General features: G+C 73.8%; 23 protein-coding genes. 10 read left to right on the top strand and 13 right to left on the bottom strand.

Going from position 1 to position 22,305, the window contains the following annotated elements:
- Window positions 1-30: 30 nt before the first annotated feature.
- Window positions 31-1,401: an MFS transporter gene (locus ACWCP2_RS20250; protein WP_450909963.1), complete on the bottom strand. Its 1,371-nt coding sequence runs from the start codon at window positions 1,399-1,401 to the stop codon at window positions 31-33.
- A 2-nt stretch (window positions 1,402-1,403) separates the two neighbouring features.
- Window positions 1,404-2,285 carry an alkaline phosphatase family protein gene (locus ACWCP2_RS20245; RefSeq protein WP_450909962.1) on the bottom strand — a complete coding sequence of 294 codons (882 nt, stop codon included), beginning with the start codon at window positions 2,283-2,285 and terminating at the stop codon, window positions 1,404-1,406.
- 264 nt (window positions 2,286-2,549) lie between these two features.
- Between ACWCP2_RS20245 and ACWCP2_RS20240 the strand changes: the two genes are divergently transcribed.
- Complete coding sequence (locus ACWCP2_RS20240) at window positions 2,550-3,767, top strand: alpha/beta hydrolase (RefSeq protein ID WP_450909961.1); 1,218 nt, start codon at window positions 2,550-2,552, stop codon at window positions 3,765-3,767.
- On the opposite strand, the gene ACWCP2_RS20235 is transcribed toward ACWCP2_RS20240, so the two are convergent.
- The gene (locus ACWCP2_RS20235) at window positions 3,745-5,265 is read right to left on the bottom strand and encodes a carboxylesterase/lipase family protein (RefSeq protein ID WP_450909960.1); all 1,521 of its coding nucleotides are present in this window, start codon (window positions 5,263-5,265) and stop codon (window positions 3,745-3,747) included. The genes ACWCP2_RS20240 and ACWCP2_RS20235 overlap by 23 nt on opposite strands.
- Before the next feature lie 287 nt (window positions 5,266-5,552).
- Here ACWCP2_RS20235 and ACWCP2_RS20230 point away from each other — a divergent pair, with 287 nt between their 5' ends.
- Together ACWCP2_RS20230 and ACWCP2_RS20225 are read left to right on the top strand one after the other, a co-directional pair.
- On the top strand, window positions 5,553-5,939 hold the full coding sequence (locus tag ACWCP2_RS20230; RefSeq protein ID WP_450909959.1) for a hypothetical protein: 387 nt from the start codon (window positions 5,553-5,555) through the stop codon (window positions 5,937-5,939).
- 154 nt (window positions 5,940-6,093) lie between these two features.
- The gene (locus ACWCP2_RS20225; RefSeq protein ID WP_450909958.1) at window positions 6,094-6,378 is read left to right on the top strand and encodes a chaplin; all 285 of its coding nucleotides are present in this window, start codon (window positions 6,094-6,096) and stop codon (window positions 6,376-6,378) included.
- Between the two features lie 98 nt (window positions 6,379-6,476).
- Here the strand turns inward: ACWCP2_RS20225 and ACWCP2_RS20220 are convergent, their stop codons facing one another.
- Together ACWCP2_RS20220 and ACWCP2_RS20215 are read right to left on the bottom strand one after the other, a co-directional pair.
- The gene (locus ACWCP2_RS20220) at window positions 6,477-7,340 is read right to left on the bottom strand and encodes a tyrosinase family protein (protein ID WP_450909957.1); all 864 of its coding nucleotides are present in this window, start codon (window positions 7,338-7,340) and stop codon (window positions 6,477-6,479) included.
- Between the two features lie 6 nt (window positions 7,341-7,346).
- A complete protein-coding gene (locus tag ACWCP2_RS20215) occupies window positions 7,347-7,733 on the bottom strand; it encodes a tyrosinase family oxidase copper chaperone (RefSeq protein ID WP_450909956.1) in 387 nt (128 codons plus the stop codon).
- 233 nt (window positions 7,734-7,966) lie between these two features.
- On the opposite strand from ACWCP2_RS20215, the gene ACWCP2_RS20210 reads away from it, so the two are divergent.
- Entirely contained in the window at window positions 7,967-9,253 is a 1,287-nt protein-coding gene (locus tag ACWCP2_RS20210; protein WP_450909955.1) for a hypothetical protein, read from the top strand.
- Here the strand turns inward: ACWCP2_RS20210 and ACWCP2_RS20205 are convergent.
- From ACWCP2_RS20205 to ACWCP2_RS20195, 3 genes are all read right to left on the bottom strand, one after another.
- Entirely contained in the window at window positions 9,250-10,131 is an 882-nt protein-coding gene (locus ACWCP2_RS20205; protein WP_450909954.1) for a YhjD/YihY/BrkB family envelope integrity protein, read from the bottom strand. The genes ACWCP2_RS20210 and ACWCP2_RS20205 overlap by 4 nt on opposite strands.
- A 133-nt stretch (window positions 10,132-10,264) precedes the next feature.
- Window positions 10,265-10,876: a trimeric intracellular cation channel family protein gene (locus tag ACWCP2_RS20200; protein WP_450909953.1), complete on the bottom strand. Its 612-nt coding sequence runs from the start codon at window positions 10,874-10,876 to the stop codon at window positions 10,265-10,267.
- Between the two features lie 175 nt (window positions 10,877-11,051).
- Window positions 11,052-11,654, bottom strand: a complete 603-nt coding sequence (locus ACWCP2_RS20195; RefSeq protein WP_450909952.1) for a sigma-70 family RNA polymerase sigma factor — start codon at window positions 11,652-11,654, stop codon at window positions 11,052-11,054.
- Window positions 11,655-11,765: 111 nt separating this feature from the next.
- Here ACWCP2_RS20195 and ACWCP2_RS20190 point away from each other — a divergent pair, with 111 nt between their 5' ends.
- Entirely contained in the window at window positions 11,766-12,593 is an 828-nt protein-coding gene (locus ACWCP2_RS20190) for an alpha/beta fold hydrolase (RefSeq protein WP_450909951.1), read from the top strand.
- A gap of 28 nt (window positions 12,594-12,621) precedes the next feature.
- On the opposite strand, the gene ACWCP2_RS20185 is transcribed toward ACWCP2_RS20190, so the two are convergent.
- The 3 genes from ACWCP2_RS20185 to ACWCP2_RS20175 are packed head-to-tail and all read right to left on the bottom strand — an operon-like array spanning window position 12,622 to window position 15,964.
- Window positions 12,622-13,746, bottom strand: coding sequence for an acyl-CoA dehydrogenase family protein (locus ACWCP2_RS20185; protein WP_450909950.1), 1,125 nt, complete (start codon window positions 13,744-13,746; stop codon window positions 12,622-12,624).
- Complete coding sequence (locus ACWCP2_RS20180; protein WP_450909949.1) at window positions 13,743-14,957, bottom strand: acyl-CoA dehydrogenase family protein; 1,215 nt, start codon at window positions 14,955-14,957, stop codon at window positions 13,743-13,745. The genes ACWCP2_RS20185 and ACWCP2_RS20180 overlap by 4 nt, the downstream gene beginning before the upstream one ends.
- Window positions 14,954-15,964 (bottom strand): NADPH:quinone oxidoreductase family protein, encoded by a 1,011-nt coding sequence (locus ACWCP2_RS20175; RefSeq protein WP_450909948.1) that lies wholly within the window; start codon window positions 15,962-15,964, stop codon window positions 14,954-14,956. The genes ACWCP2_RS20180 and ACWCP2_RS20175 overlap by 4 nt, the downstream gene beginning before the upstream one ends.
- Before the next feature lie 239 nt (window positions 15,965-16,203).
- Here ACWCP2_RS20175 and ACWCP2_RS20170 point away from each other — a divergent pair, with 239 nt between their 5' ends.
- From ACWCP2_RS20170 to ACWCP2_RS20155, 4 genes are all read left to right on the top strand, one after another.
- On the top strand, window positions 16,204-17,373 hold the full coding sequence (locus tag ACWCP2_RS20170; protein ID WP_450909947.1) for a hypothetical protein: 1,170 nt from the start codon (window positions 16,204-16,206) through the stop codon (window positions 17,371-17,373).
- Window positions 17,374-17,437: 64 nt separating this feature from the next.
- Window positions 17,438-18,337, top strand: coding sequence for an SDR family oxidoreductase (locus tag ACWCP2_RS20165; RefSeq protein ID WP_450909946.1), 900 nt, complete (start codon window positions 17,438-17,440; stop codon window positions 18,335-18,337).
- 150 nt (window positions 18,338-18,487) lie between these two features.
- The gene (locus tag ACWCP2_RS20160) at window positions 18,488-19,090 is read left to right on the top strand and encodes a TetR family transcriptional regulator (protein ID WP_450909945.1); all 603 of its coding nucleotides are present in this window, start codon (window positions 18,488-18,490) and stop codon (window positions 19,088-19,090) included.
- 105 nt (window positions 19,091-19,195) lie between these two features.
- Window positions 19,196-19,999 carry a hypothetical protein gene (locus tag ACWCP2_RS20155; RefSeq protein WP_450909944.1) on the top strand — a complete coding sequence of 268 codons (804 nt, stop codon included), beginning with the start codon at window positions 19,196-19,198 and terminating at the stop codon, window positions 19,997-19,999.
- On the opposite strand, the gene ACWCP2_RS20150 is transcribed toward ACWCP2_RS20155, so the two are convergent.
- Both ACWCP2_RS20150 and ACWCP2_RS20145 read right to left on the bottom strand, forming a co-directional pair.
- Window positions 19,986-20,819 (bottom strand): enoyl-CoA hydratase/isomerase family protein, encoded by an 834-nt coding sequence (locus tag ACWCP2_RS20150; RefSeq protein WP_450909943.1) that lies wholly within the window; start codon window positions 20,817-20,819, stop codon window positions 19,986-19,988. The two genes, ACWCP2_RS20155 and ACWCP2_RS20150, sit on opposite strands and share 14 nt — an antisense overlap.
- A gap of 23 nt (window positions 20,820-20,842) precedes the next feature.
- Window positions 20,843-21,607 carry a PIG-L deacetylase family protein gene (locus ACWCP2_RS20145; protein ID WP_450909942.1) on the bottom strand — a complete coding sequence of 255 codons (765 nt, stop codon included), beginning with the start codon at window positions 21,605-21,607 and terminating at the stop codon, window positions 20,843-20,845.
- A gap of 196 nt (window positions 21,608-21,803) precedes the next feature.
- Here ACWCP2_RS20145 and ACWCP2_RS20140 point away from each other — a divergent pair, with 196 nt between their 5' ends.
- Window positions 21,804-22,304 (top strand): DUF3887 domain-containing protein, encoded by a 501-nt coding sequence (locus ACWCP2_RS20140; RefSeq protein ID WP_450909941.1) that lies wholly within the window; start codon window positions 21,804-21,806, stop codon window positions 22,302-22,304.
- Window position 22,305 lies beyond the last annotated feature (1 nt).

Here is a 22,305-nt window from a genome sequence, read left to right as displayed (position 1 = left end):
GGGTGGGGCCTTTCGTCGGCTACGGGGGATTCAGGCGGCCGCGGTGTCGGGCGCAGCAGTGTCGGGCGCAGAAGTGTCGGGCGCAGCGGTGTCGGGCGCCCGGGTGCCGGACCCAGGGGTGCCGGGCGCCGGGGTGTCCGGGTCACCGCCCGGTCGCAGCCGGACGCACAGCGCGACGGCCCCGGCCAGCAGGACGGCGGCGGCGCACAGGGCGGGGCGGCGGCCCCAGAGGGTCCAGGCGGCGCCGAAGGCGAGCGAGGCGGCGAACCGGGCGAGGGCCTGGCCGGTCTGGACGAGGGCGAGGCCGCCGCCCCGGTGCTCCTCGGGGACTGCTCCGGCGGCCGCGGCCATGAGCACCCCGTCGGTGGCGGCGTAGAAGCCGCCGTGCAGCAGGAGGACGGCGTAGGGCAGCGCGGGATGGGAGCCGCCCGCGAGCAGGATCCCGTACGCGGCGAGCAGCGCGAGGTGCCCGCCGAGGAAGACGGCCCGGCGGCCGATCCGGTCGGCGAGCCGGCCGAGCGGCAGCGCCAGCAGGAAGAAGGCGGCGGCGGTGCCCAGCGGCAGCAGGGCGAACCAGCGGTCGGCGATGCCGGCGGAGCGCTGCAGCAGCAGGAAGACGAAGCCGTCGCTGACCGTGCACAGGCCGAGCAGCAGCGCGCAGAGGCCGATGCGCCGCAGGTCGGGGCGGCGCAGCAGCCCGAAGGCGGCGCGCAGCGAGACGGGGGCGGCGCCGGCCGCGGGCACGGTGCGCCGGCCGGGTACGAAGAGCACCAGCACGAGGACGCCCAGCGCGGCCACGCAGGCGCTGACGGTGAAGACGGCGTCGTAGCCGTCGGCGGCGCCGCGCAGGATCAGGAAGGCCAGGACGGGCCCGATCAGGGCGCCGGCGGTGTCCATCGCGCGGTGGACGCCGAAGGCCCGGCCCCGCTCCTCGGGCGCGGCGGCCAGGGAGATCAGGGCGTCGCGCGGGGCGGTGCGCAGACCCTTGCCGGTGCGGTCGAGGGCGAGGACGGCCCCGATGGCGGGCAGGGTGTGGGCGAGCAGCAGCAGGGGTTTGCACAGGGCGGAGAGCCCGTAGCCCAGGCCGGCGAGGGCCTTGTGGCGGCCGAAGCGGTCGCCGAGGTGGCCTCCGGTGAGCCGGACCAGGGCGCTGACCCCGTTGTAGAGGCCGTCGAGCATTCCGAAGCCGAGCGGGGTGAGCCCCAGTCCGGCGACGAGGTAGAGCGGGAGCACGGCCGTGACCATCTCCGAGGAGACGTCGGTGATGAGGCTGACCGTGCCGAGGGCGAGCACCGTGGGGGCGAGCGCGGCGCGCCGCCCGGGGCGGATGCCCTGGGCGGCGGCCTGCGGCTCGGGGGTCACGGCGGACGCGGGGGTGGCGCGACTGTCCGCAACGTACATGGTCAGGAAGTCCAGATCCCCGTGATGTCCTTGGCGGTGGCCGCGTTCCCGGCGTGGGCGGTCAGGCCGGCCAGGCCTTCGAGGGTGCGCAGCACGTCGTAGTGGTTGTAGGTGGTGGAGGCGCTGGAGCCGGGGGTCACGGACTGGCCGTAGAACACCGTCGGGATCTTGTTCCCGGCGAGCCGGTTGTCCTCGTCGAAGGTGACGACGAGCAGGCTGTTGTGGGTCTTGGCCCAGTCCGCGTAGGCCTTGACCTTGTTCTTGAGCCAGGTGTCGCCGGTGCCGACGGAGCAGTCGTGCATGTCGTTGCAGAGGTCCGGGACGACGAAGGAGACCTTGGGCAGGGTGGTGAAGTCGGTGGGGAACTGGGTCATGGTCTTCGCGGTGCTGGTGGGCACGTTGGAGAAGGCGAACCAGGGGTTGTGCTTGCGCGCGTAGTCGCCGCTGGAGCAGGTGGTGGAGCCGGCGCTGGGGAGCCCCTCGTTGTAGCTGCCCCAGGTCTTGCCGGCGGCGATCAGCTCGGAGGCCAGGTTGGGCGCGGAGCTGAAGCCCGGCGTGTAGCAGCTGTCGCCGGTCACGCCCTGGTTGGAGCCCGAGAAGAGCTGGAGGTAGTTGGGCTGGCTCGGGTGCGTGATGCCGTAGGAGGCGGTGAGGTTGGCTCCCCCGGTCTTGAGGGAGTTGATGTACGGGGCGCTGGAGCTGCCGATGACCTGGCTGTAGGCGTGGTTCTCGAAGACCACGACGACTATGTGGTCGGGCGCGGGCAGGCCGGCCGCGTGCGCGGGCTGGGCGGAGCCGATGCCCGCCCACAGCGCGGCGCCGGCGGCGGTGACGCCGAAGGCGGTGGCGAGGGCGGTCTTGCGGCGGGACCGTGAAAAGGGCATGCCGAACAAGGGAATTACCTCCGGGCAGGGTGGTCTGGGGGCGGCGCGGACGTACCGTACCCAGCGGCATGTGCAGAGGCCAGGGATACTTGGCGAACAGAACGGGAACTCCACAGGCCCTTTTCGCGTAGGGCAACGTGATCCTCTTCGGAACACCAAGAGACGTAAAAATCGGGAACCTGCGGGCACGTACGCTCATCTTTCGATCGAAAGCAGTCCCAACCCCGCCCCCACGGGGCAGCACCAGCTGGAGAGCCACCTCACATGTCGTACGCACCCGACGGACAGCAGCAGCCGTACCGCTCGGAAGGGCCCTACCAGCAGCAGTACCGCGCCGAAGAGCCCTACCAGCAGCAGTACCGCCCTCCGCGGCCCGAGGAGCCGCGGCAGCCCGCGAGGTCGCGCCGGCGGCCGTCCCGGGTCCGGCGCTGGGTGATCGCGGGTGCCTCCGTCCTCGCGCTGGCGGGCGTGGCCTCGCTCGTGATGAGCCACTACGAAATACCGCCCTTCACCGACAAGGGCGAATCCGTCTCCTTCGGGCAGCTGCCGCCGTCCGGCGGCGGCGGGGGCGACACCGGTGGCGCGGCGCTCCCCACCCCGCCGCCGCACTCGAAGATGTCGATGCCCACCGGCCCGGCGGCCGACTTCAAGAACGCGATGACCCTGCCCGACGGCACGCACGTCGCCGTCACCACGATCACCGGCAAGAAGTCCGGGTTCAAGGGCAAGGTCTGGGTGTGGGCGCCCAAGGAGTACGGCGACCCGAAGTTCGCCAAGAGCGGCTTCCCGGTCATGATCGCGCTGCCCGGCGGCGCCGGTTACCCGAACAACTACTGGATGGGCACCGACCTGGGCCTCCAGAGCAGCATCAGCAAGTGGTACGCCGCCGGGAAGAGCAAGCCCTTCCTCCTGGCCATGCCGGTGCTGAACCCGGGCCCGGACGACAAGGGCATCTACTGGGACGCCTCCGACATCCCGGGTCAGCCCAAGATGGACACCTGGCTCACCGACGACGTCCCCGACCTGATGCGGCAGAACTTCCGCACGGTCAAGTCCCGCGACGGCTGGGCCTACATGGGCTCCTCCACCGGCGGCTTCGCCAGCCTCAAGGCCGTGCTGAAGTACCCGGAGAAGTTCAAGGCCGCGATCTGCTCCGGCCCGGACATCCTCCCCGACTCCCCCCTGTGGAAGGGCCACGACAAGGAGAAGGCGGAGAACAACCCCGAGCTGCTCGCCAAGGCGCTGATCGCCAAGCCGGGCGCCCCGGACGTCTACCTGGCCTTCCAGGTCGGCACCAACGAGAACAACAAGAACACCCTGCCGAACGTGCAGAAGTTCATCGCCACTTACGGCAAGGGGCCGATCCACACCAGCATGAGGGTCATCCAGGGCGGCCAGCACAACGCCAAGACCTACGTGCCCAACATGGGCGAGGGTCCGGTCCAGTTCATCAGCAAGGTCATGGAAGGACCCGTCGAGTAGGCGCCCCGCCCACCCGTACGGGCTCCCCGGACGCCGGCTCCTGTGCCGTCGGCTCCGCACGCCCCGGCCCGCCGAACACCTTCGGCGGGCCGTCGCCGTTCCAGGGCGCCCAGCCGGGATCCCCCTCGACGGCGAAGCGCACCCAGGCCGCGTGCATCTCCCCGGCCAGCTCCTGCGGGGTGTCCGGCCCGGCCAGCCAGGAGGCCTCGGGCGCGTCCAGGGTGTCGAAGACGAAGCCCAGCTCCAGGGCGTGGCAGGAGCCGAGACCCGGGATGCCCGAAGGCCAGGCGAACTCGTACACGAAGCTCGGCGCGCTCCGCCCGGCCGCACCCGCCAGCGCGCGCAGCGGATCGCGCAGCAACCGGTCGGTGAGCAGGTGGCCGAGGAGGTCGGCCGGTCCCGCGCCGGGCCGCTCGGCGCGCAGGGCCCGTACGGCGGCCCGGTCCTTTCCGGAGCGGATCCGGCCCAGGGCCACGGACAGCGGTCCCAGCCGGTCCAGCAGCCGCATCGCGCCGGTCGGGGCCAGCCACAGCCGGTACTCCTCGGCCGTCCAGCCGAGCAGCAGCGGTACGTCTCCCCGCGCGGCCGCCGCTTCGAGGGGATCGGCCGGCAGCGTCCCGGGGTCGGCGACCAGGCCGAAGGCGGGCCCGCCGAGCAGCGGTGAGGAGCGGCGCAGGACGGCCGCCTGGGCGGCGAGCAGATCGGGCAGGGAGGCCGCGGTGAAGGCCTCCGCGGTGGCGGGGATCTTGAGCAGGGCGGCCATCCGCCGGACCATGGCGCGCACCCGGTCCCGCGGCAGCACCTCGGGGGCGCCGCTCTGCAGGACGGCCTGCCGGAAGAGGCCCGCCGCGCGGGGTGCGGCGAGCAGGGCGCCGATGCTGATGGCTCCGGCGGACTCGCCGAAGACGGTGACCCGGCCGGGGTCGCCGCCGAAGGCCGCGATGTTGTCCCGCACCCAGGCCAGGGCGGCGATCTGGTCGAGCAGCCCGCGGTTGGCGGGGGCGTCGGGGAAGAGGCCGTAGCCGAGGACGCCCAGGCGGTAGTTGACGGAGACGAGCACCACCCCGTCCCGGGCGAAGGCGGAGCCCTCGTAGACGGGGACGGCCGAGGAGCCGCGGGTGAGGGCTCCGCCGTGGATCCACACCATGACCGGCAGCCGGGCCCCGGGGGCGGGCTCGGGGGTCCACACGTTGAGGTTCAGGCAGTCGTCCCCGGGGATCTCGGGGTCCGGCAGCAGCGCGGCGAACGCCTCGGGGTAGGGCACCTTGGGCGCGGTGGGGCCGTACGCTCCCGCGTCGCGCACCCCCTCCCAGGCCTCGGGCGGCCCGGGCGCGGCGAACCGGCGGGCTCCGACCGGCGGGGCGGCGTAGGGGATGCCCCGGAAGACGGCGATGCCGCCCGGCCCGGTCCTGCCCTCGACCTCGCCGTGGGCGGTCCGGACCCGGGGTCGGGAGCGGGGGAGGTCCCGGTCCGGGGTCTCGCTCGCCGCTGTGGCCATCGTGTCCTCCTGGGTCTGCGGGGGCCGGGGCCCCTGCTGCCGGGGCTCCTGCTGCCGGGGCTCCTGCTGCCGGGGCCCTGCTGCTCGGGCTCCTGCAACCGGGCCTCTGCCGCCGGGCCTCTGCCGCGGGGCTCCCATTGTCGGGGCTCCTGCCCTCAAGCTCCTGTTGGCGGGGCTCCCGGGCTGCCGGACCGGGTGATCCGGACAGCGCCGGTCGCACCGTCGCACAGGCATCCGCGGGGTGACAAGGCGTGACCCCGGGCGGGGCGCGCCGGGTTGGGCGGGGCATGCGATCCCTGTCTCTCCCCCACACCCTTCGGAGCCTCGTCCGCACCGGATCGGTCCCCGTCCTGCTCGTCGCGGCCGTGGCGGGGGCCGGTGTCACCGCGTACGCGGCCGACGGCCCGACCGCCGCCCTCGGGACCCCGACGGCCGTCGGGCCCGCCTTCCAGTACCTCGGCACGGACGACCGCCCGCACGGCCTCGACTCCCCGAAGGGCTGCGTGGACGCCCTGGGCGGCGGCGGACGGGCGGTGACGAACAAGACCGGGAGCACGGTGGCCCTGTACCGGGAGCCGGGCTGCGTGGGCACCCCGGTGGCGGTGCTGGCGCCGGGCGCGGTCACGCCGGTCCGCCCGTACTTCTCCTCCGCCCGCTTCTCGGCCGGTTCGTAGTCCGGAATCGGCGGGTGGTCCGGAACCTCCCGACGGTCCGGGATCACCGGCGGCCCAGCGACCGTGACCCTTGGGCGCTCTCCGCGTTGTATGCCATGTCAAACGCCGCAGCTTCCGTTTTCTGCGGCACCCCATTCCTTTCTAGGAGATCTTGATGTCGCGTATCGCGAAGGCATTCGTCATCACCGCTGCCGCCGGTAGCGCCCTGGCCGCCGGTGCGGGTCTGGCGGCTGCCGATGCCGGAGCGCACGGTGCGGCGGTCGGCTCCCCCGGTGTCCTCTCGGGCAACCTGCTCCAGGTTCCGGTGCACGTCCCGGTCAACGTCTGCGGCAACACCGTCAACGTGATCGGCCTGCTGAACCCGGCGTTCGGCAACACCTGCATCAACGCCTCGGGCCACGAGGGCGACCACCACACCGAGGGCAACTACGGCGGCTGATCGCCGAGTGACCCGAAGGGCCCCCGCCGTCCGGCGGGGGCCCTTCCCCGTGTTCCCTGGCGGCTCACCCGGACCGGGTGCCACTGGGCCGCCGGATGTCACTCGTAGCGGTAGATCCCCTGGTGGCCGAGCATCTCGCGCGGGGTGACGTCCCACGGCGGCATCGGCTCGTCGAGGGAGATCACCCGGCCGCGCTGGAGGTCACCCAGCGGGAGCGGGGCGGCGGGAAGGTACCCGGAGGCCGGGTGCCGCTGCTGCCAGCGGTCCCAGAGCAGGTCCACGAAGGCGTGGTGCAGCCAGAAGGCCGGGTCGTTGGGGGCGGTGCCGCCGGTCATGTGGCCGCCGATCCACTGGTGCACCTTGTTGTGGTTGCGCCACTTCTCGCTCTTCGGGGCCGCCCAGCCCTCCAGTTTGTTGCGGAACCCGCCGCGCCCGGCCGTGGAGTCCCAGGGCGAGCTGTCGTACAGCGGGTCGTCGAGCGCCCACTGGAGCTCGGCCGGGGTCGGCAGGCTGATCGGGTTCTGCGGCCGGCCCAGGTTGCGGGTGAGGAAGGCGGCCTCGGTGATGCCGACGGTGACCGTCCAGTTGCCCGTGCCGTAGGCGAACGGGCCGGTCATCACCTGGCGGTCGTTCGCGCGGCCGGTCCCGCCGAGGAAGTCCTCCGCCCACAGGGAGGAGGCCGGGCTGCTGTCGGTGGTCCAGTCCCAGTACGGGATGCTGACGCCCGGGTCCACCGTCTGGAGCTGGCGCTCGAACTCCAGCAGGTAGCGCCGGTGCCAGGGGAAGAAAGACGGGGACATGTGCCCGACGCGCAGTTTGCGGTCCCGGTCGGGGACGAAGTACTTGTCGTGGGTGCGGACGAACCCGTCGTAGGTGCCGTTGCGCTTGAGCTCGATCACCGCCGCCGTGAAGCGCTTCTTCTGCGCGCTGGTCAGGTTCTTCTGGTTCTGCCGGGTGTACACGCCGTGCTACTCCTGTCGCCCGTGGTGCGCGGCGGCGAACGCCAGCTGGGTGGTGCCCAGTTCGTCGACGGCCGCGCGGGCGAGCTCCAGCGGGGTCGCGTAGGACTGGAAGTGGTTGATCCCGCTCAGGTACGTGCCGTCGGAGCGGCGCATGACGTGCAGGGCGCGGCCGTCGATGCGGACGGAGGTCCCCGCCGGGTCGACGGCGATGTGCCGGCCGCGGTACGTCTCCTCGCCCGCCGGGGTCAGCGGGGCCGGTGTGAGCGTCTGCCGGGGACGGCGGGCCCGCAGTACGGGGGCCAGCGCGGCGGCCGTGCCGGCGAACACGGCCGCGGTGAAGGCCGTACGGAGGACCGCGCGACGGGTGAGTCGTGCGGCGGGTGCTGCGTACATACGGTCTCCCTCACTCGGTGGCGGGTGGCTACGGGTCTAACGCGGCGCGGCGGGCGAGGTCACCGGGGAGCCGCGCGGCGCCTCGTGTGGTTGTCGGAGGAGGCCTGCGCCGCCGGAGGCGCGGATCACTCGATGGGCCCAGCCGAACGCGCGGATCCGGCGGCCGTGCGTGTCCCATGGGACGGACGCACGTCGTCTCGTGCGTGGTCGCGTGCGTCGTCCCCGGGAGTGCCATGAGCGTGCCGTCCGATCTCCCCGGCGAAGCCCCCGCACCGGGCCGGACGGGTGCGTCACGCGCCACCGGGCGGATCGTCCTGAGCTCGCTCTCGGCGGTGCTGATCACGCTGACCTGCGTGCTCGTGCCGGTCTCCCTGATCACCGTCTGGGTGCACGACATCGTGCTGGACACCGGCCGGTACGTGTCCACGGTCGCCCCCCTCGCCTCGGATCCGGCGATCGAGGCGGCGGCCGTCCACCGCATCACCGAAGCCGCCGACGTCCGGGTCGACGGAGCGCAGGTCACCTCGGACCTGGCGAAATGGCTGGAGGCGCAGGGGCTGCCGCCCCGCGTGGGGACGGCGGTCAAGGCGCTGGGGCCGCAGCTGGACTCGGCCGCGGACGCGGCCGTCTCCAAGGTGGCGACCCGGTTCGTCGAGAGCGACCGGTTCGAGACCGTGTGGACCACCGCCAACCGCGCCGCCCACACCGCGGTGGTGCACGCGCTGACCGGCGAGGGCCGCGGTGCGGTGGGGGTGAAGGGGGGCACCGTCACCCTGGATGTCGGCGCCGCCGTGGAAACCGTCAAACAGGACCTCGTGGCGGCCGGCCTGTCCCCGGCCGAGAAGATCCCCGACGTCGACCAGCAGATGGTGCTCCTGCAGTCCGACAAGCTGGAGAAGATCCGGGGTGCGGTCCACCTGCTCGACGTCGTCGGCAACTGGCTGCCCGTCCTCACGGTCGTCCTCGGCGCCGCCGGAGTGCTGCTCGCCCGGCGCCGTCGACGCGCCCTGGTGACCACGGCGCTCGGCGCGGCCGCCGCGTGTCTCCTCTTCGCCATCGGGCTGGCCGTCGTACGCCACCTCTACCTCGACCGCCTTCCCGCGCAGGTCCAGTCCCCGGCGGCGGCAGCGGCGGTCTTCGACACCCTGGTGCGCTTCCTCAGGGTGAGCATCCGGACCGCGCTGGTCCTCGGTGTCGTCGTGGCCCTCGGGGCCTACCTGTCCGGCGCCGGCCGCCTGCCGCGGGGCCTGCGCAACCGGGCCGAGCGCGCGGCCGACTCCGCCGCCGTGTGGGGCGAGGCCCACGGAGTGCGCACCGGGCGCACCGGCGGCTGGGTGGAGGCGCAGCGCGGCCGGCTCACCCTCGCCGCACTGCTCGTGTGCGCGCTCGTGTTCGCCCTGTGGAACCACCCGACGGTGCTCACCGTCCTGCTGCTGGTCCTCGTCCTGCTGGCCGTGCTCGCCGTCCTGTCCCTGCTCGCGGCCGGTGGCCGCCGCGCCGACCGCGCGGGACGGCTCTAACCGGGCGAGGTCACGGCCTCATCGCGTGGCGGCGCGGCGGGGTCCGCGGGCGTGCGGAGCCAGGCCGCCGGGAGCGGTTCGTGGGCCACCACGTACCCGACGGCGATGGCGAGGGTGATCACGATGAAGAACGCGATGAGCCAGGACAGCAGGACGAAGACCGAGCCGAGGCTGCCGAACTGCTGCAGGCTGCGGTCCACGGCATGGGGCATGTAGACCCTCGACGCCACCGTCAGGGACTGCTCCCCGAATCCGGCCAGCAGCGCACCGGGCAGCAGCGGCAGCCACGGGATCCGGGAGCCGAGCAGCAGGTGCTGGGTCCACCACCACAGCAGGGTGCCGCTGACCGCGGCGAGGGCGAAGCCGCTGATCCGGCCGATGCCGAACGCCGTCTGCACCAGCCCCTGGAACAGCAGGGCGACGAGCCAGACGACGAGCCAGGCCAGCCACCGCCAGGCGGCGACCCGGGCCTTGGACTTGGGCAGGTGCCAGGAGCGCTCGCAGGTCTTCTGAAGGGCCCGGCTGCACGCGGTCGCCGACAGCAGGGTCACCACGATCCCCACCCCGCCGGTGCCGGCGACGGCCGTGGCATCGGCGGCGGAGTACACCGACTGCACCTGGTCCAGCGTGGCGTCCGAGAGCCCCAGCGTCGTACGGATGGACGTGACCAGCTGTTGCTGGAACCACTCGGGTGCGAGTGCCCCGATGACGAAGACGGCCGGCACCGCGCCGAGGAAGGCCTGGGCCGCCAGCCTGGTCGCACAGTCCAGCACCCTGACCGCGGCGAGCTGTGCCAGGAGCCGGCCCAGCAGCGGGGTGTGCTTGCGCATCCACCGCGGGACGACGCGCAGGTGAGGGATCGTCTCCGGTCCGGACACGGTGGACTCCTCGGGGCGCGGTTCCCGGCGGTCGCGACCGCCCTTCCCGAGAACAATGACGGAAGGAGCCCCGTTCCGGCATGTCGCCACTCCCTCGACCGGCGGCGGCCGGCGGCCGGCGCCCGCGGTGGCGTCAGGCCGGGGTGCGCTGGAGCCGGGGCAGGTGCAGATCGCGGAAGATGGCGGTCATGCGCAGGGCGAAGACGAGGGCGGCGGACACCACGATGTCGGCCGTGTCCGGAACTCCGGCCCAGTGCAGGCCGAGGTAGCAGAGGGCTCCGGCGAGCGCGGCCGTCGCGTACACCTCCTCGCGCAGCAGCAGCGGCGGGAACTCCCCGCAGAGCACGTCGCGGACGACCTCGCCGGTGACGCCCGTCAGCACGGCCAGGATGAGCACGGCGACGGGGGTGACGTGCGCGTCGATGGCGGCCCGGGCACCGATCACGGTGACCACGGCGAGCCCGACGGCGTCGACGACCATGAGCGCGCGGTGCGGGAGCTCCCAGCGGCGCAGGTAGAGCATGGTGGCGACGGCGACGGACCCGATGAGGACGAGCAGCAGCCAGTCGTGCGTCCAGTAGAGCGGATGCCGGCCGAGGATGAGGTCGCGCAGGGTGCCGCCGGAGATGCTGGCCGCGAAGGCGAGGACGAGCCCGCCGAAGGGGTCCATGTTGGCGCGGTGTGCGGCGAGGACGCCGGAGGCCGCGAAGGCGGCGATGCCGAGGAGGTAGAGGGCGTGCAGCACGGCGCCTCCTTCGAGGGACGGGTACGGGGGGACCCGTAGAGGCTGCCCGATCCGATCGCGGGCCCGCATCGGCCGTTCGGCCGGAAACCGGGGCGCCGGGGCGCCGGGGCGCCGGGGCCCCGGGGCGGGGCGGGGCGGGGCGGATGCCCCGCGGGCGCCGGCCCGGACCGGCCCGTCAGGCGCCGTCGCCGAGCCGGTCGCGCTGGATGCGGTGGGCGAGGGCGCGGCGCACGGAGGCCGGGGCGTCCGCGGTGGCCCCCGAGGGGAGGTCGAGGCCGCGGCTGATCGCGTCGTAGGCCTCCCGGTAGCCGCCGGGCAGGTCCGCCCCGTGCACCCTCAGGTCCTCTTCGACGAGGCGGCGCAGCTCGTCCACGTCCCGGGGCGTGAAGCGCTTCTTCCCCCGGGCGACGGCATCGACGTGCCGGGCACAGCGCGCGGAGTCCGGGTACGCCGCGGCGATCTCCTCGGCCAGACCCCACAGGCGCCCTTCGAGCCACGGCATGTCGCCCTGGTCGAGGGAGAGCCGGACCGGCGGGAGCGGCTCCTCCTCCTTGTACTTCGCCACCTGCTTGGAGACGGCGGGCTGACTCATGTCGGTGAGCCGGGCGATCTTGTCCTGCGTCCAGCCGAAGCCCGCGAACACCTTGATCATCTCGGTGCGCAGCCTGCGCATCTCCTCGCCCGCGCGGATGACCTCGTTCATCTCGGCGAGCATCCGCCCGGCCTGCTCCTCCGTCAGCGACTCGGGAATCCGGGGCGCACCCGCTCCACCTGCCACTTCGTCTGCCGCTCCATCTGTCATAGCTCGGTTATACACCGGAACCGCGCCAGGGCGACACCCATCCATAACCGAGTTGTACAACCTGGTTATGGATGGCAGGCTGCCGTCATGCCCACCTTCTGCGCACCCGACGGAACCCTGCTCGCCCACCGCACGATCGGAGACGGCGACCCGCTCCTCTGCATCCCCGGAGGCCCCGCGGACTCCCGCTACCTCGGCGATCTCGGCGGCCTGTCCCGGCGCCGCCGGCTGATCCTCCCCGACCTGCGCGGCACCGGCCGGTCGGCGGTTCCCGAGGACCCCGCCTCCTACCGCTGCGACCGGCTCGTCGAGGACGTGGAGGCGCTGCGCGAGCACCTGGGGCTCGCCCGGATCGACCTGCTCGCCCACTCCGCCGGGGCCAACGTCGCCCTGGGGTACGCGGCCCGGTACCCCCACCGCATCGGCAGGCTCGCCCTGATCGGCCCCGGCACCCGGGCCGTGGGGATCGAGATCACCGGTGGGACCCGGCTGGCACTGGCACGGCTCCGCGCGCACGAGCCGTGGTTCCCCGCGGCGTTCGCCGCCCTGGAGGCCGTCAACGCGGGCACCGGCAGCGACTGGGACGCCCTCACCCCCTTCTTCTGCGGCCGCTGGGACGACGCGGCGCGGGAGCACCACGCCGCCGGCCGGCCGGTCAACCAGGAGGCCGTGGCCGGGTTCGGCGCCGAGGGCGCCTTCACCCCGCGGGCCACCCGGGCGGCGCTCGCCTCCTTCGCGGCGCCCGTTCTGCTGCTGACCGGGGAGTTCGACCTGAACAGTCCCCCGAGCTCGACGGCCGAGCTCGCGGGGCTGTTCCCCGACGCCACGCTCTCGGTGCAGCCCGGAGCGGGCCACTACCCCTGGGTCGACGACGCCGGCCGGTTCGCCGCGGCCGTCGACGCGTTCCTGGGGTGATGACCCGCCCCGCACTCCCGAGGCACCCCTACGGCGCCGGGAGTTCCGCGAAGTCCGCGACCAGGCCCCGGTGGTGGCCGGCCGTGCCCAGGGCCAGGGAGTCGGCCTTGGCGCGCTTGAGGTACAGGTGCGCCGGGTGCTCCCAGGTCATGCCGATGCCGCCGTGGAGCTGTACGCACTCCTCCGCGGCCCGCACCGCCACGCCCGAGCAGTAGGCCTGGGCCACCGCCACCGTGAGCGGCGCGTCGGCGGCGCCGGCCGCCAGCGCGTCGGCCGCGGCGCGGGCCGCCGCACGGGCGGAGGCCACGTCGAGCCACAGCCGGGCGAGGCGGTGCTTGAGCGCCTGGAAGGAGCCGAGGGGGCGGTTGAACTGGTGACGGGTGCGCAGGTACGCCACCGTCTCCGTCAGGCACCACTCGGCGATCCCGAGCTGCTCCGAAGCGAGCAGTCCGGCCCCCGAGAGCAGCGCTCCGGCGATGGCCGCCCGGGCGGTGGCCGGATCGGCGAGCAGGGTTCCGGCGGCTCCGTCCAGGTGGACGGCCGCCAGCGGGCGGGTCAGGTCCAGCGCCACGAGCGGGGTCCGCGTGACCCCCGCCGCGTCGGCGGGGACGGCGTACAGCCCGGTGTCGGCGAGGACCAGCAGGACGTCCGCTCCGACGGCGTCGGCGACGGAGCCGACGCTCCCGCCGAGCGAGCCCCCGCCGGAGTCCCGGACCGGCGTCGGCAGGGGCGCGCCCGGGGCCAGGGTCAAGGGCAGGGCGGGCACGCAGACACGGCTGCCCGCCGCGAGCTCCCGCAGGAGTTCGGCGGACTCCGCGCTCTCGCAGCCGAGCAGGATCTCCGTGGCCAGGACAGCGCTCGTGAGGTACGGGACGGGCGCCGCGGCCCGGCCGAGCTCCTCCAGGACCACGGCCGCCTCCCGGTGGCCCGCCCCCTGACCGCCGAGCTTCTCCGGTACGAGGAGCCCCGCCGTCCCGATGTCGGCGGCGAGCACCCGCCACAGTGCCGGGTCGTGGGGCGCGTCCGTCTCGATCCGGGCCAGGACGGCCGCGCCGTCGCAGCGGGCGGCGAGCAGGGACCGTACCGCCGTGCGGAGTTCCTCCTCGGTCTCGGAGTACAGCAGGTCCAGCGGGGCCGCCGCGGGAGAGCTCATCGGGCCAGGTCCTTCCACGCGAGGTCCTTGTCGTCGCGCGGCTCGGCGGGCAGACCGAGGACGCGTTCGGCGACGATGTTGAGGAGGATTTCGCTGGTGCCGCCCTCGATGCTGTTGCCCTTGGCGCGCAGGTAGCGGTAGCCGGCGTCGCGGCCGGTGAAATCGACGATCTCGGGGCGGCGCAGGGTCCAGTCCTCGTACAGCAGGCCTTCCTCGCCGAGGAGTTCCACCTCCAGCGCGCTGATCTCCTGGTTGAGGCGGGCGAAGGTCAGCTTCATGCCCGAGCCCTCGGGGCCGGGCTGGCCCTGGGCGAGCTGCTGGCGCAGCCGCTCCCCGGTCAGCCGGGCCACCTCGGCCTCGACCCACAGCTCCAGCAGCCGTCCGTGCAGGTCGTGCGTCCGCAGCTCCGGGCGCTCGCGCCAGGCGGCGGCGACGGGGGCGATCATGCCGCCCTCGCGCGGGATCCGCATGCCGCCGATGGAGACGCGTTCGTTCATCAGGGTGGTGCGGGCCACGGCCCAGCCCTGGCCCACCTCGCCGAGGCGGTGGGAGTCGGGGATCCGGACCCCGGTGAGGAAGACCTCGTTGAACTCGGCCTCGCCGGTGATCTGGCGCAGCGGACGCACCTCGACGCCGGGGGCGGTCATGTCGCACAGGAAGTAGGTGATGCCCTGGTGCTTGGGCAGCGCCGGGTCCGTGCGGGCGATGAGGATGGCCCAGCGGGCGGTGTGGGCGCTGGAGGTCCACACCTTCTGGCCGTCCACCACCCAGTCCCCGCCGTCCTCTCCCCCGCCCCCGTCCTCGCGCACCGCGCGGGTGCCGAGGGCGGCCAGGTCGGAGCCGGCGCCGGGCTCGCTGAAGAGCTGGCACCACACTTCCTCGCCGAGCCACAGGGGGCGCAGGAAGCGCCGCTTCTGCTCCTCGGTGCCGTACGCGAGGATCGTGGGCGCGGCCATGCCGAGGCCGATGCCGATCCGGCGCGGGTCGTTGTCGGGGGCTCCGGCCGCCTCCAGCTCGGCGTCCACGACGGCCTGCAGGGAGCGGGGCGCGCCGAGGCCGCCGAGGCCTTCGGGGTAGTGCACCCAGGCGAGTCCGGCGTCGAAGCGGGCCCGCAGGAACCGCGCGGGCTCGGTGGTGGCGGGCGGGTGCGCGGAGAGCAGTTCCCGTACGCGGGCGCGCAGGTGGTCGGCGGTGAGCGCGGCGGCCGTCATCGGGAGCCTCCCGCGGGGGTGCCGGGCAGCGTGGCGTCCAGGGCCGTGTCCAGGGCCGGTACGACGACGAGCCGGCCGGTGGTGGTCCCGTCGGCGAGGCGCTGCACGGCGTCCGCGGCCGCGGCGAGCGGTACCCGCTCGCTGACCAGCGGCCTGATGGAGCCGTCGGCGGCGAGCCGGGTGAGCTCGGCGTGGCAGGCGGCGATCGCGGCCGGGTCCTTGGCGGCGTACAGGCCCCAGTGGAGGCCGAGGATCGCGTAGTTCTTGACCAGGGCGTGGTTCAGCGCGGGGGTGGGAATGGTGCCGCTCGCGAAGCCGACGACGACGATCCGGCCCTCGAAGGCCACGCATTTGGCCGAGGCGGCGTAGGCCTCGCCGCCGACCGGGTCGTAGACCACGTCGGCCCCGCGTCCGGCGGTGAACTCCTTGACCCGGGCGACCGGCTCCTCGCTGGTGCGGTCGATGACGAGGTCGCAGCCGAGTTCCTCGGCGGTGCGCACCTTGGCCTTGCCGCCGACGACCCCGATGACGGTGGCTCCGGCGGCCTTGCCGAGCTGGACGGCGGCGCTGCCGACCCCGCCGGCGGCGGCGTGCACCAGGAGGGTCTCCCCCGCCTGGATGCGGGCCCGGCGGTGCAGGCCGAACCAGCCCGTCTGGTAGCCGATGTGCAGGGCGGCCGCCTCGGCGTCGTCGAGGGTGTCCGGGGCCGGGAGCAGGGCGCGCGCGGGGGCGGTGACGTACTCGGCGAAACCGCCGTGCGGCAGGCTCGGGTTGGCGATGACGCGGCGGCCGTCGTCGGTCTCGCCGCAGATCTCCACGCCGGGGGTGAAGGGCAGCGGCGGGCGGATCTGGTACTGGCCGCGCACGAGCAGCGCGTCGGGGAAGTTGACGTTGGCGGCGAGCACCTTGAGCCTCACCTCGCCCTCGCCGGGCACCGGTTCGGGAACCTCTTCGAGGCGCATGGCCTCGCGGGGCTCGCCGGGGGTGTGTACTCGCCATGCCTGCATCCGGGGCCTCCAGCCGCCGACGGGAACCACGCCTCGCGGGCATACTAAGCGGTCGCTTGCGTCCTGGGAACCAGTGGGAGCCCCCAGGAACGAACCCGTCCGGAACGACACGCGCCTCGACCCTGCCCGCCCGCGCCCCGCTCGGGCAACATATGGCAGGCGCACGTCATGATCGGATATGACGCGCCACGGGGGCCCCGCCATGGGAGCGGGGCGAACTTCTTTGGGGGAAGCACCACATGACGAGAAGTATGTCCGCCGCCGCAGTCGCCGCCGCAGTCGCCGCCGCCGTCCTCGCGGGACTGATCACGGCCGCCGCTCCGGCCCCGGCCGCACAGGCCTCGGCCACCGCGTGCGCGCCGGAGGCGGTCCGCCTTCCGAGCCTGCCCGACGGCCCCTGGAGCGACGCCGGCTCCGTCGAAGGCCTCGGGGCGGCAGGCCTCTCGGTCGGCCGGAGCCGGGGCCTGCCCGCGTACTGGACCGCCGACCGCGCGGTGCACGCCGTGCCGATCCCCGCCGGATTCCAGAGCGGCAGGGTCGCGGACGTCAACGCCAAGGGCCTGATGACCGGCACCCTGGAGCGCTCCTCGGACAACGCGCGGGCCGTCTTCACCTACCGTGCGGGCGACGCGGCGGTCCGGCTGCTGACCGAAACCGCCACCCGCACGGGCGCCGGGGAGGTCAACGACGCCGGCCACGTCGTCGGCATGGACGCCGGCACGGCAAAGGAGTGGGTGAACGGAGCCGTCGCGCGCGAGCTGCCGGTCCCCGCCGACGCGCACGCCGGCACCAGAATCGTTTCGCTGGACGGCATCAACAAGCGCGGAGACGTCCTCGGAACCGCCCAGACGAAGTACGACGACCTGGAGAACGACCGGATCGTGGAGTTCACCTTCCCGGTCGTGTGGCCGGCCGGCGGCGGCTATCCGCCGTACAGCCTCCCCGTCTGGACCGAGTCGGACTGGACCGTGGGCACGCAGGCGAGCGGCATCGACGACAAGGGCCGCGTCGTCGGGTTCGAGCAGGAGAACCACCGGGACGTGCGGCGCCGGACCCCGGCCGTCTGGAAGAAGCCGTACGACGCCCTGCCTGTCAGCCCCGCGCTGGTCACCGGCTACGAGAACCTCACCCTCGACGCGATCAGCCCGACCACGAACGTGACGGTCGGCACGGCCGTCACCTCCGTCGAGGGCTACGCGCGCTACGTGCGGGCCGCGTACTGGCCCGGCACGGGCGCCCCGCTGGTGCTGCCGGACCCGGCGGGCGCGAGCTCCGACACCAACACCGAGGCCCACGCCGTCTCGGACGACGACCGGGTGGGCGGCTCCTTCCGCGACCTGACCACCGGGACGAGCAGCGCGATGCTCTGGACGTGCGCGGGCAAGCAGGCCTACGCCCCGAAGAAGTAGCACGGGAAACAGAACCCGGCACGGGCATGGCGGTCTCGGCGCCCGCACGCTAACGATGGGCCGCATGGAGAACACCTTGCGCGGTCTGCCCGCGCCGCCGCCGCTCGGTTCCACCGCCCTGCCCCCCGGTACGTACGCAGGGCAGGCGGTGCTCGTGACCGGCGGCGGGACCGGACTGGGCAAGGCCATCGCCACCGAGTTCGCGCGGCTCGGGGCGGATCTGGTGATCGCCGGCCGCCGGATCGAGCAGTTGAAGTCGGCTCAGGACGAGCTGGCGGCCGTCCCCGGCGCGGGCCGGGTGACGGCCGCCGTCTGCGACATCCGCGACCCCGAGCGGGTCGCCGAGGTGTTCGACGCGGCCGGGGCCGCCTTCGGCGGGGTCCCGGACGTGCTCGTCAACAACGCGGCCGCCAACTTCCCCTCCCCCGCCGAGGACCTGTCCCCCAACGCCTGGCGGGCGGTGGTCGACATCACCCTGACCGGCACCTGGTTCGTGACCCGGGAGTTCGGGCGCCGCCACCTCGCCGCGGGCAGCGCCGGGTCCATCGTGAACATCGGCGCCTCGTACGCCTGGACCGGCGGTCCGGGTTACGCGCACAGCGCCGCCGCCAAAGCGGGGGTGAAGAACCTCGTCGAGACCCTCGCCGTCGAGTGGGGCCCGTACGGCATCCAGATCAACGGCCTGGTCCCGGGGCTGTTCCCGCACGCCGACATGACCGAGGACATCCGGGGCGGCCTGGAACGGGCCGCCCCGGACGACAAGGACTCCCGCCAGCCCGCCCTGCGGGTCGGCGCACCGCGCGAACTGGGCTGGGCCGCCACCTTCCTGGCCTCGCCCTACGCCCGGTTCATCACCGGCCACACCCTGGTGGTGGACGGGGCGAACTGGCAGCGGCGCTCCCTCGTCAACCCCGAAGTGGTCTCGGTGCGCGACCAGTTGGGGAGGGGGCCGTTCGTCCCGTGACGGGGCAGGGGCCGGCCGGTGGCGCGGCCGGCATGCCCGGACCGCGCGGCCGCCCGGCCCACTACGCCATTTCGGCGCGATGCGCCAGGGTGCGATCGTGTGGCACATTGACGCCGTCTACAACCCCGGTCAGTCCCTGGAGGTGTTGCGGTGAGCACGGTGAGCACGGGCCGCCCGTCGTTGACGGCGCGGCGCAGGGAGGCCACGTGGTACGAGATCGCGGAGGCGGCCGCCGACCTGTTCTCGGAGCGGGGGTTCGAGGCCACCACCGTCGACGACATCGCGCGGGCGGCCGGCATCTCGCTGCGCACCTTCTACCGGTACTGCCCGACGAAGGAGGACGCGCTGACCCCGGTCCTGACGGCCGGCGTCTCCACCCTGGTCGAGGAACTCGCCCTGCGGCCCGCGGCGGAGCCCCTCGCCGAGGCGGTCCAGGCCGCCTTCACCACCGCCACCGCGGGCACGCGCTACGAGGGGCCGGGCCAGACGGCCCGCCTGATCCAGGTGATGGGCGGCGTCCCCGCGATCCGGATGCGCTGGCTCGCGGCCGCGCGCGCGATGCAGGACCGGCTGGTGCCGGTCCTGGCGGTGCGCACGGGGCGCCCCGAATCCGCCCTGGAGACCCGTGTCCTGGCGGCCGTCCTCATCGACGCCGTCACCGTCGCCCTCGAACACTGGGCCGCCGAAGGCGGCCACGAACCCCTTCCCGCGGTCTCGGCGCGCGCTCTGGCGCTGCTGCGCCTGGAGGAGTAGCGGAGCCCCGGCTGTCACGGGACCCGGCTGTCAGCGGACCCCGCTGTCAGTGGACCCCGCTGTCAGTGGACCCCGCTGTCAGTGGCCCGGTGGATCATGGGCGGCATGTCCTTCGCTGATCTGACCCTTGACCGGTGGCGCTCGTTCGACCTGCCGGAGGCCCGCCGCTTCGCCCGGGAAGCCGCCGGTTCGGTGGGCGGCCGGGTGAGCCTGGTCGACACCACCGACCACCTCGGCGGCCCGCTCCACCGGGTACGCGTCGAACGGGACGGGCAGGAGTTCGCCCTGATACCCGGGGGGACGGTCCGCCTCGGCTTCGACCTGGACACCTGGGACCCCACACCGGAGCAGACCGCCGACTTCGAGCGGAGCCTGGCCGAGGAGTACGGCTACGGTCCCGATCTCAAGGCGCATCTCGCCGAGTTGCTCAGCCCTCCCCGGACCGTCACCCTGGCGACGGTGTTCATGGCCGTGGCGAACGAGCCGCTCACCGAATCCCCCGCCGCAATGCCCGCGGTGCTCGCGGGGCGCGGACTGCGGATGCCGGGCGCGGACGCGTGGGAGCACGCCTGCGGGGCCGGCGCGCGCACCCTCTTCCGGTGGGGCGACACCTGCCCGCTCTCCGAACCGTCCTACGGCGCCGGGGCGTTCGCTCCGCGGTGCGAGCCCAACGCCTTCGGGCTGCGCATCGCCTACGACTCGTACACCGCCGAGATCGGCGGCGATCCGGGCGCCGTGCACGGCGGGGACGGCGGCGAGTCCGTGTGCGGCGGGTACGGGGACCTGTGGGCCTGGCTGACGCTGGCCACGGCGAACCGCAACCCGGCGATGGCCGAGTTCGCGTACGGCCCGGAGGGCGAGGACGCCTGGGAGGCCTTCTCCGTACGGCCGGTCCTCAGCCTCCGGTGAAGTGCGGGGGCCGGCGCTGCGCCTTGGCGGTGTAGCCCTCGCGGCAGTCCTCCGAGGTGAGGGTGAGGGCCGCCGTCATCGCCACCCGGTCGAGGGCCGCGGGCAGGGCGGCGTCCGCGTAGGAGTCGATGGCGCGCTTGATTCCCTGGACGGCGAGCGGGGCGTTGGCCGCGATCTCCGCCGCGAGCGCGCGGGCGGCCTCGTCCAACTCCTCGGGCGGCACGACCTGCTGAACGATGCCCAGCCGCTCCGCGGTCCCGGAATCGATGCGGCGGCCGGTCAGCGCCAGGAACTTGGCCCAGCCGGCCCCTGCCTCGCGGGCGATGCGCAGATCGCCGCCCGCGTCCACGGCGACGCCCAACTGGGCCTCCGGCAGCGCGAATACGGCGTCCTGCGCCGCCACCCGGATGTCCGCCATCAGGGCGAGTTCGAAGCCGAAGCCCAGGCAGTAGCCCTGCACCGCGGCCACGACCGGCTGTGGCAGCCGGGCCAGGACGGCGAAGCGTTCGTGGACCCAGCGGATGCCCTCGTAGTAGTTGCGGTTGCGCTCCGCCGCCGAGGCTCCGGTGATCGAGCCGCCCGGGGCCGTCACGTCGATGCCCGCGCAGAACGCCCGTCCCTCGGCCCGCAGCAGGACCACCCGCACGGCGGGGTCGAAGCGGATGCGGTCCGCCAGCAGGCCGAGCTGGCGCGTGGACTCCCAGCTCCAGCCGTTGAGCTTATCCGGCCGGCAGAGGGTGAGTTCCGCGATCCCGTCCGCGACGTCCAGACGGATCCGTTCCTCACCCTCCGCTATCTCCGTGCTCAGGGTGTCGATCACGCGGACACCCTAGGCCCGTCCGGCTAACGCGGGAAGACCTCGAACGGCACCGCCGGACGGCCTCCGAAGCGCGCGGCCGCCTGCTGGGCGTTGCCCGTCAGGAAGGTGCGCACGTAGGTTTCCGGGTCCTCGTCGGTGAGCGCCGCGATGTACGCCTTGTGCTCCATCAGGGACTTCACCGAACGCTCCAGACCGGGGCCGGCGTCGGCCGCGTGCGTGGGCGTCGTGGTGCCGGACACCGCCACCCAGCGCACCCCGTTCCACGGCTCCAGGCCCTGTTCCGTGAGGAGTTCGGGGAAGATCCAGCGGTTGCCGGCGTCGCCCGCGGCGTCGAGGGTGGCCCGGCCGACCGCCTTGTGGTCGGGGGTGTTCCAGTACCCGCCGCCCTCGGCCCCGCCCCAGGTGTCGCGGTGGTTCATCGTGATCACCAGTTCGGGGCGGTGGCGCCGGATGGCGGCGGCGATGTCCCGGCGCAGGTCCAGGCCGTACTCCAGGACCCCGTCGCGGTGGCCGAGGAACTCCACCGTGGGGACACCGACGACGGCCGCGCTCGCGCGCTGCTCCGCCTCGCGCAGCGGGGCGCAGGCGGCCGGGTCGATGGTGTCGATGCCGGCCTCGCCGCGCGTGGCGAGCAGGTAGACGACCTCGCGGCCGCCGTCCGTCCAGTCCGCGATGGCCGCGGCGCAGCCGTACTCCAGGTCATCCGGGTGCGCCACCACGGCCAGGGCACGCTGCCAGTCGGTGGGCATGGGCTCCAAGGGCGCGGGCCCGTCCAGTCGTTCGTTCATATGTCGCACCATAGGCCAATGGACACTCAGGAGCCGGTGGTGGCCCTGCTCGACGCCACCGGGTCGTTCTTCGAGCCCGCGGTCACGGCCTTCCCGGGGGCGGACGGCGCCGCCCGGGAACGGGCCGCCCTGCTGGATCCGGGCGCGGTGGGAGCGGCCGACGTGCACCCGTTCGAGCGGCGCCCTAGCATGAAGCATGGCGTTCCGAAGGTACGTGCGGCTCGTACCCGCGGCCCTTGTCGCCTCGGGTGCGCTGCTGCTGACGAACGGCTCCCCGCCCGCGACGGCCCAGGCCCGCGTTCCCGCAGGGGTCACGACCCCGGCCGTGACGCCGTCGCCCTCGCCGTCGCCGTCGCCTTCGCCTTCGCCTTCGCGGGCCGACGACGAGCGGCTCGCCCTCGACACCCTCGACGAGGTGGTGCGGGGCGACTTCGCCGCCGTCTCCGCCCGCTTCGACGAGACGCTCCGCCACCAGGCGTCTCCCGAGGCCCTCGCACGGTCCTGGAAGGACTACCAGGATCAGTTCGGGCCCTACCGGTCGCACGGGAATCCCCAGCAGGTCGGCACCGTCCACGGGTCGGTGGTCAGCGTGCCCCTCCACATGGAGAAGGGAACCGGGGAGTTCCGCGTCACCTTCGACGAAGGCGGACACCTCATCGGTCTGTACTTCCTCCGCGCGGGCGTCCCGGTCCCGTAAC

This window comes from Streptomyces sp. NPDC002104 (assembly GCF_053593795.1).
The sequence above is the reverse complement of the archived record's forward strand: the minus strand, read 5'-3'. Positions and strand labels throughout refer to the sequence as shown.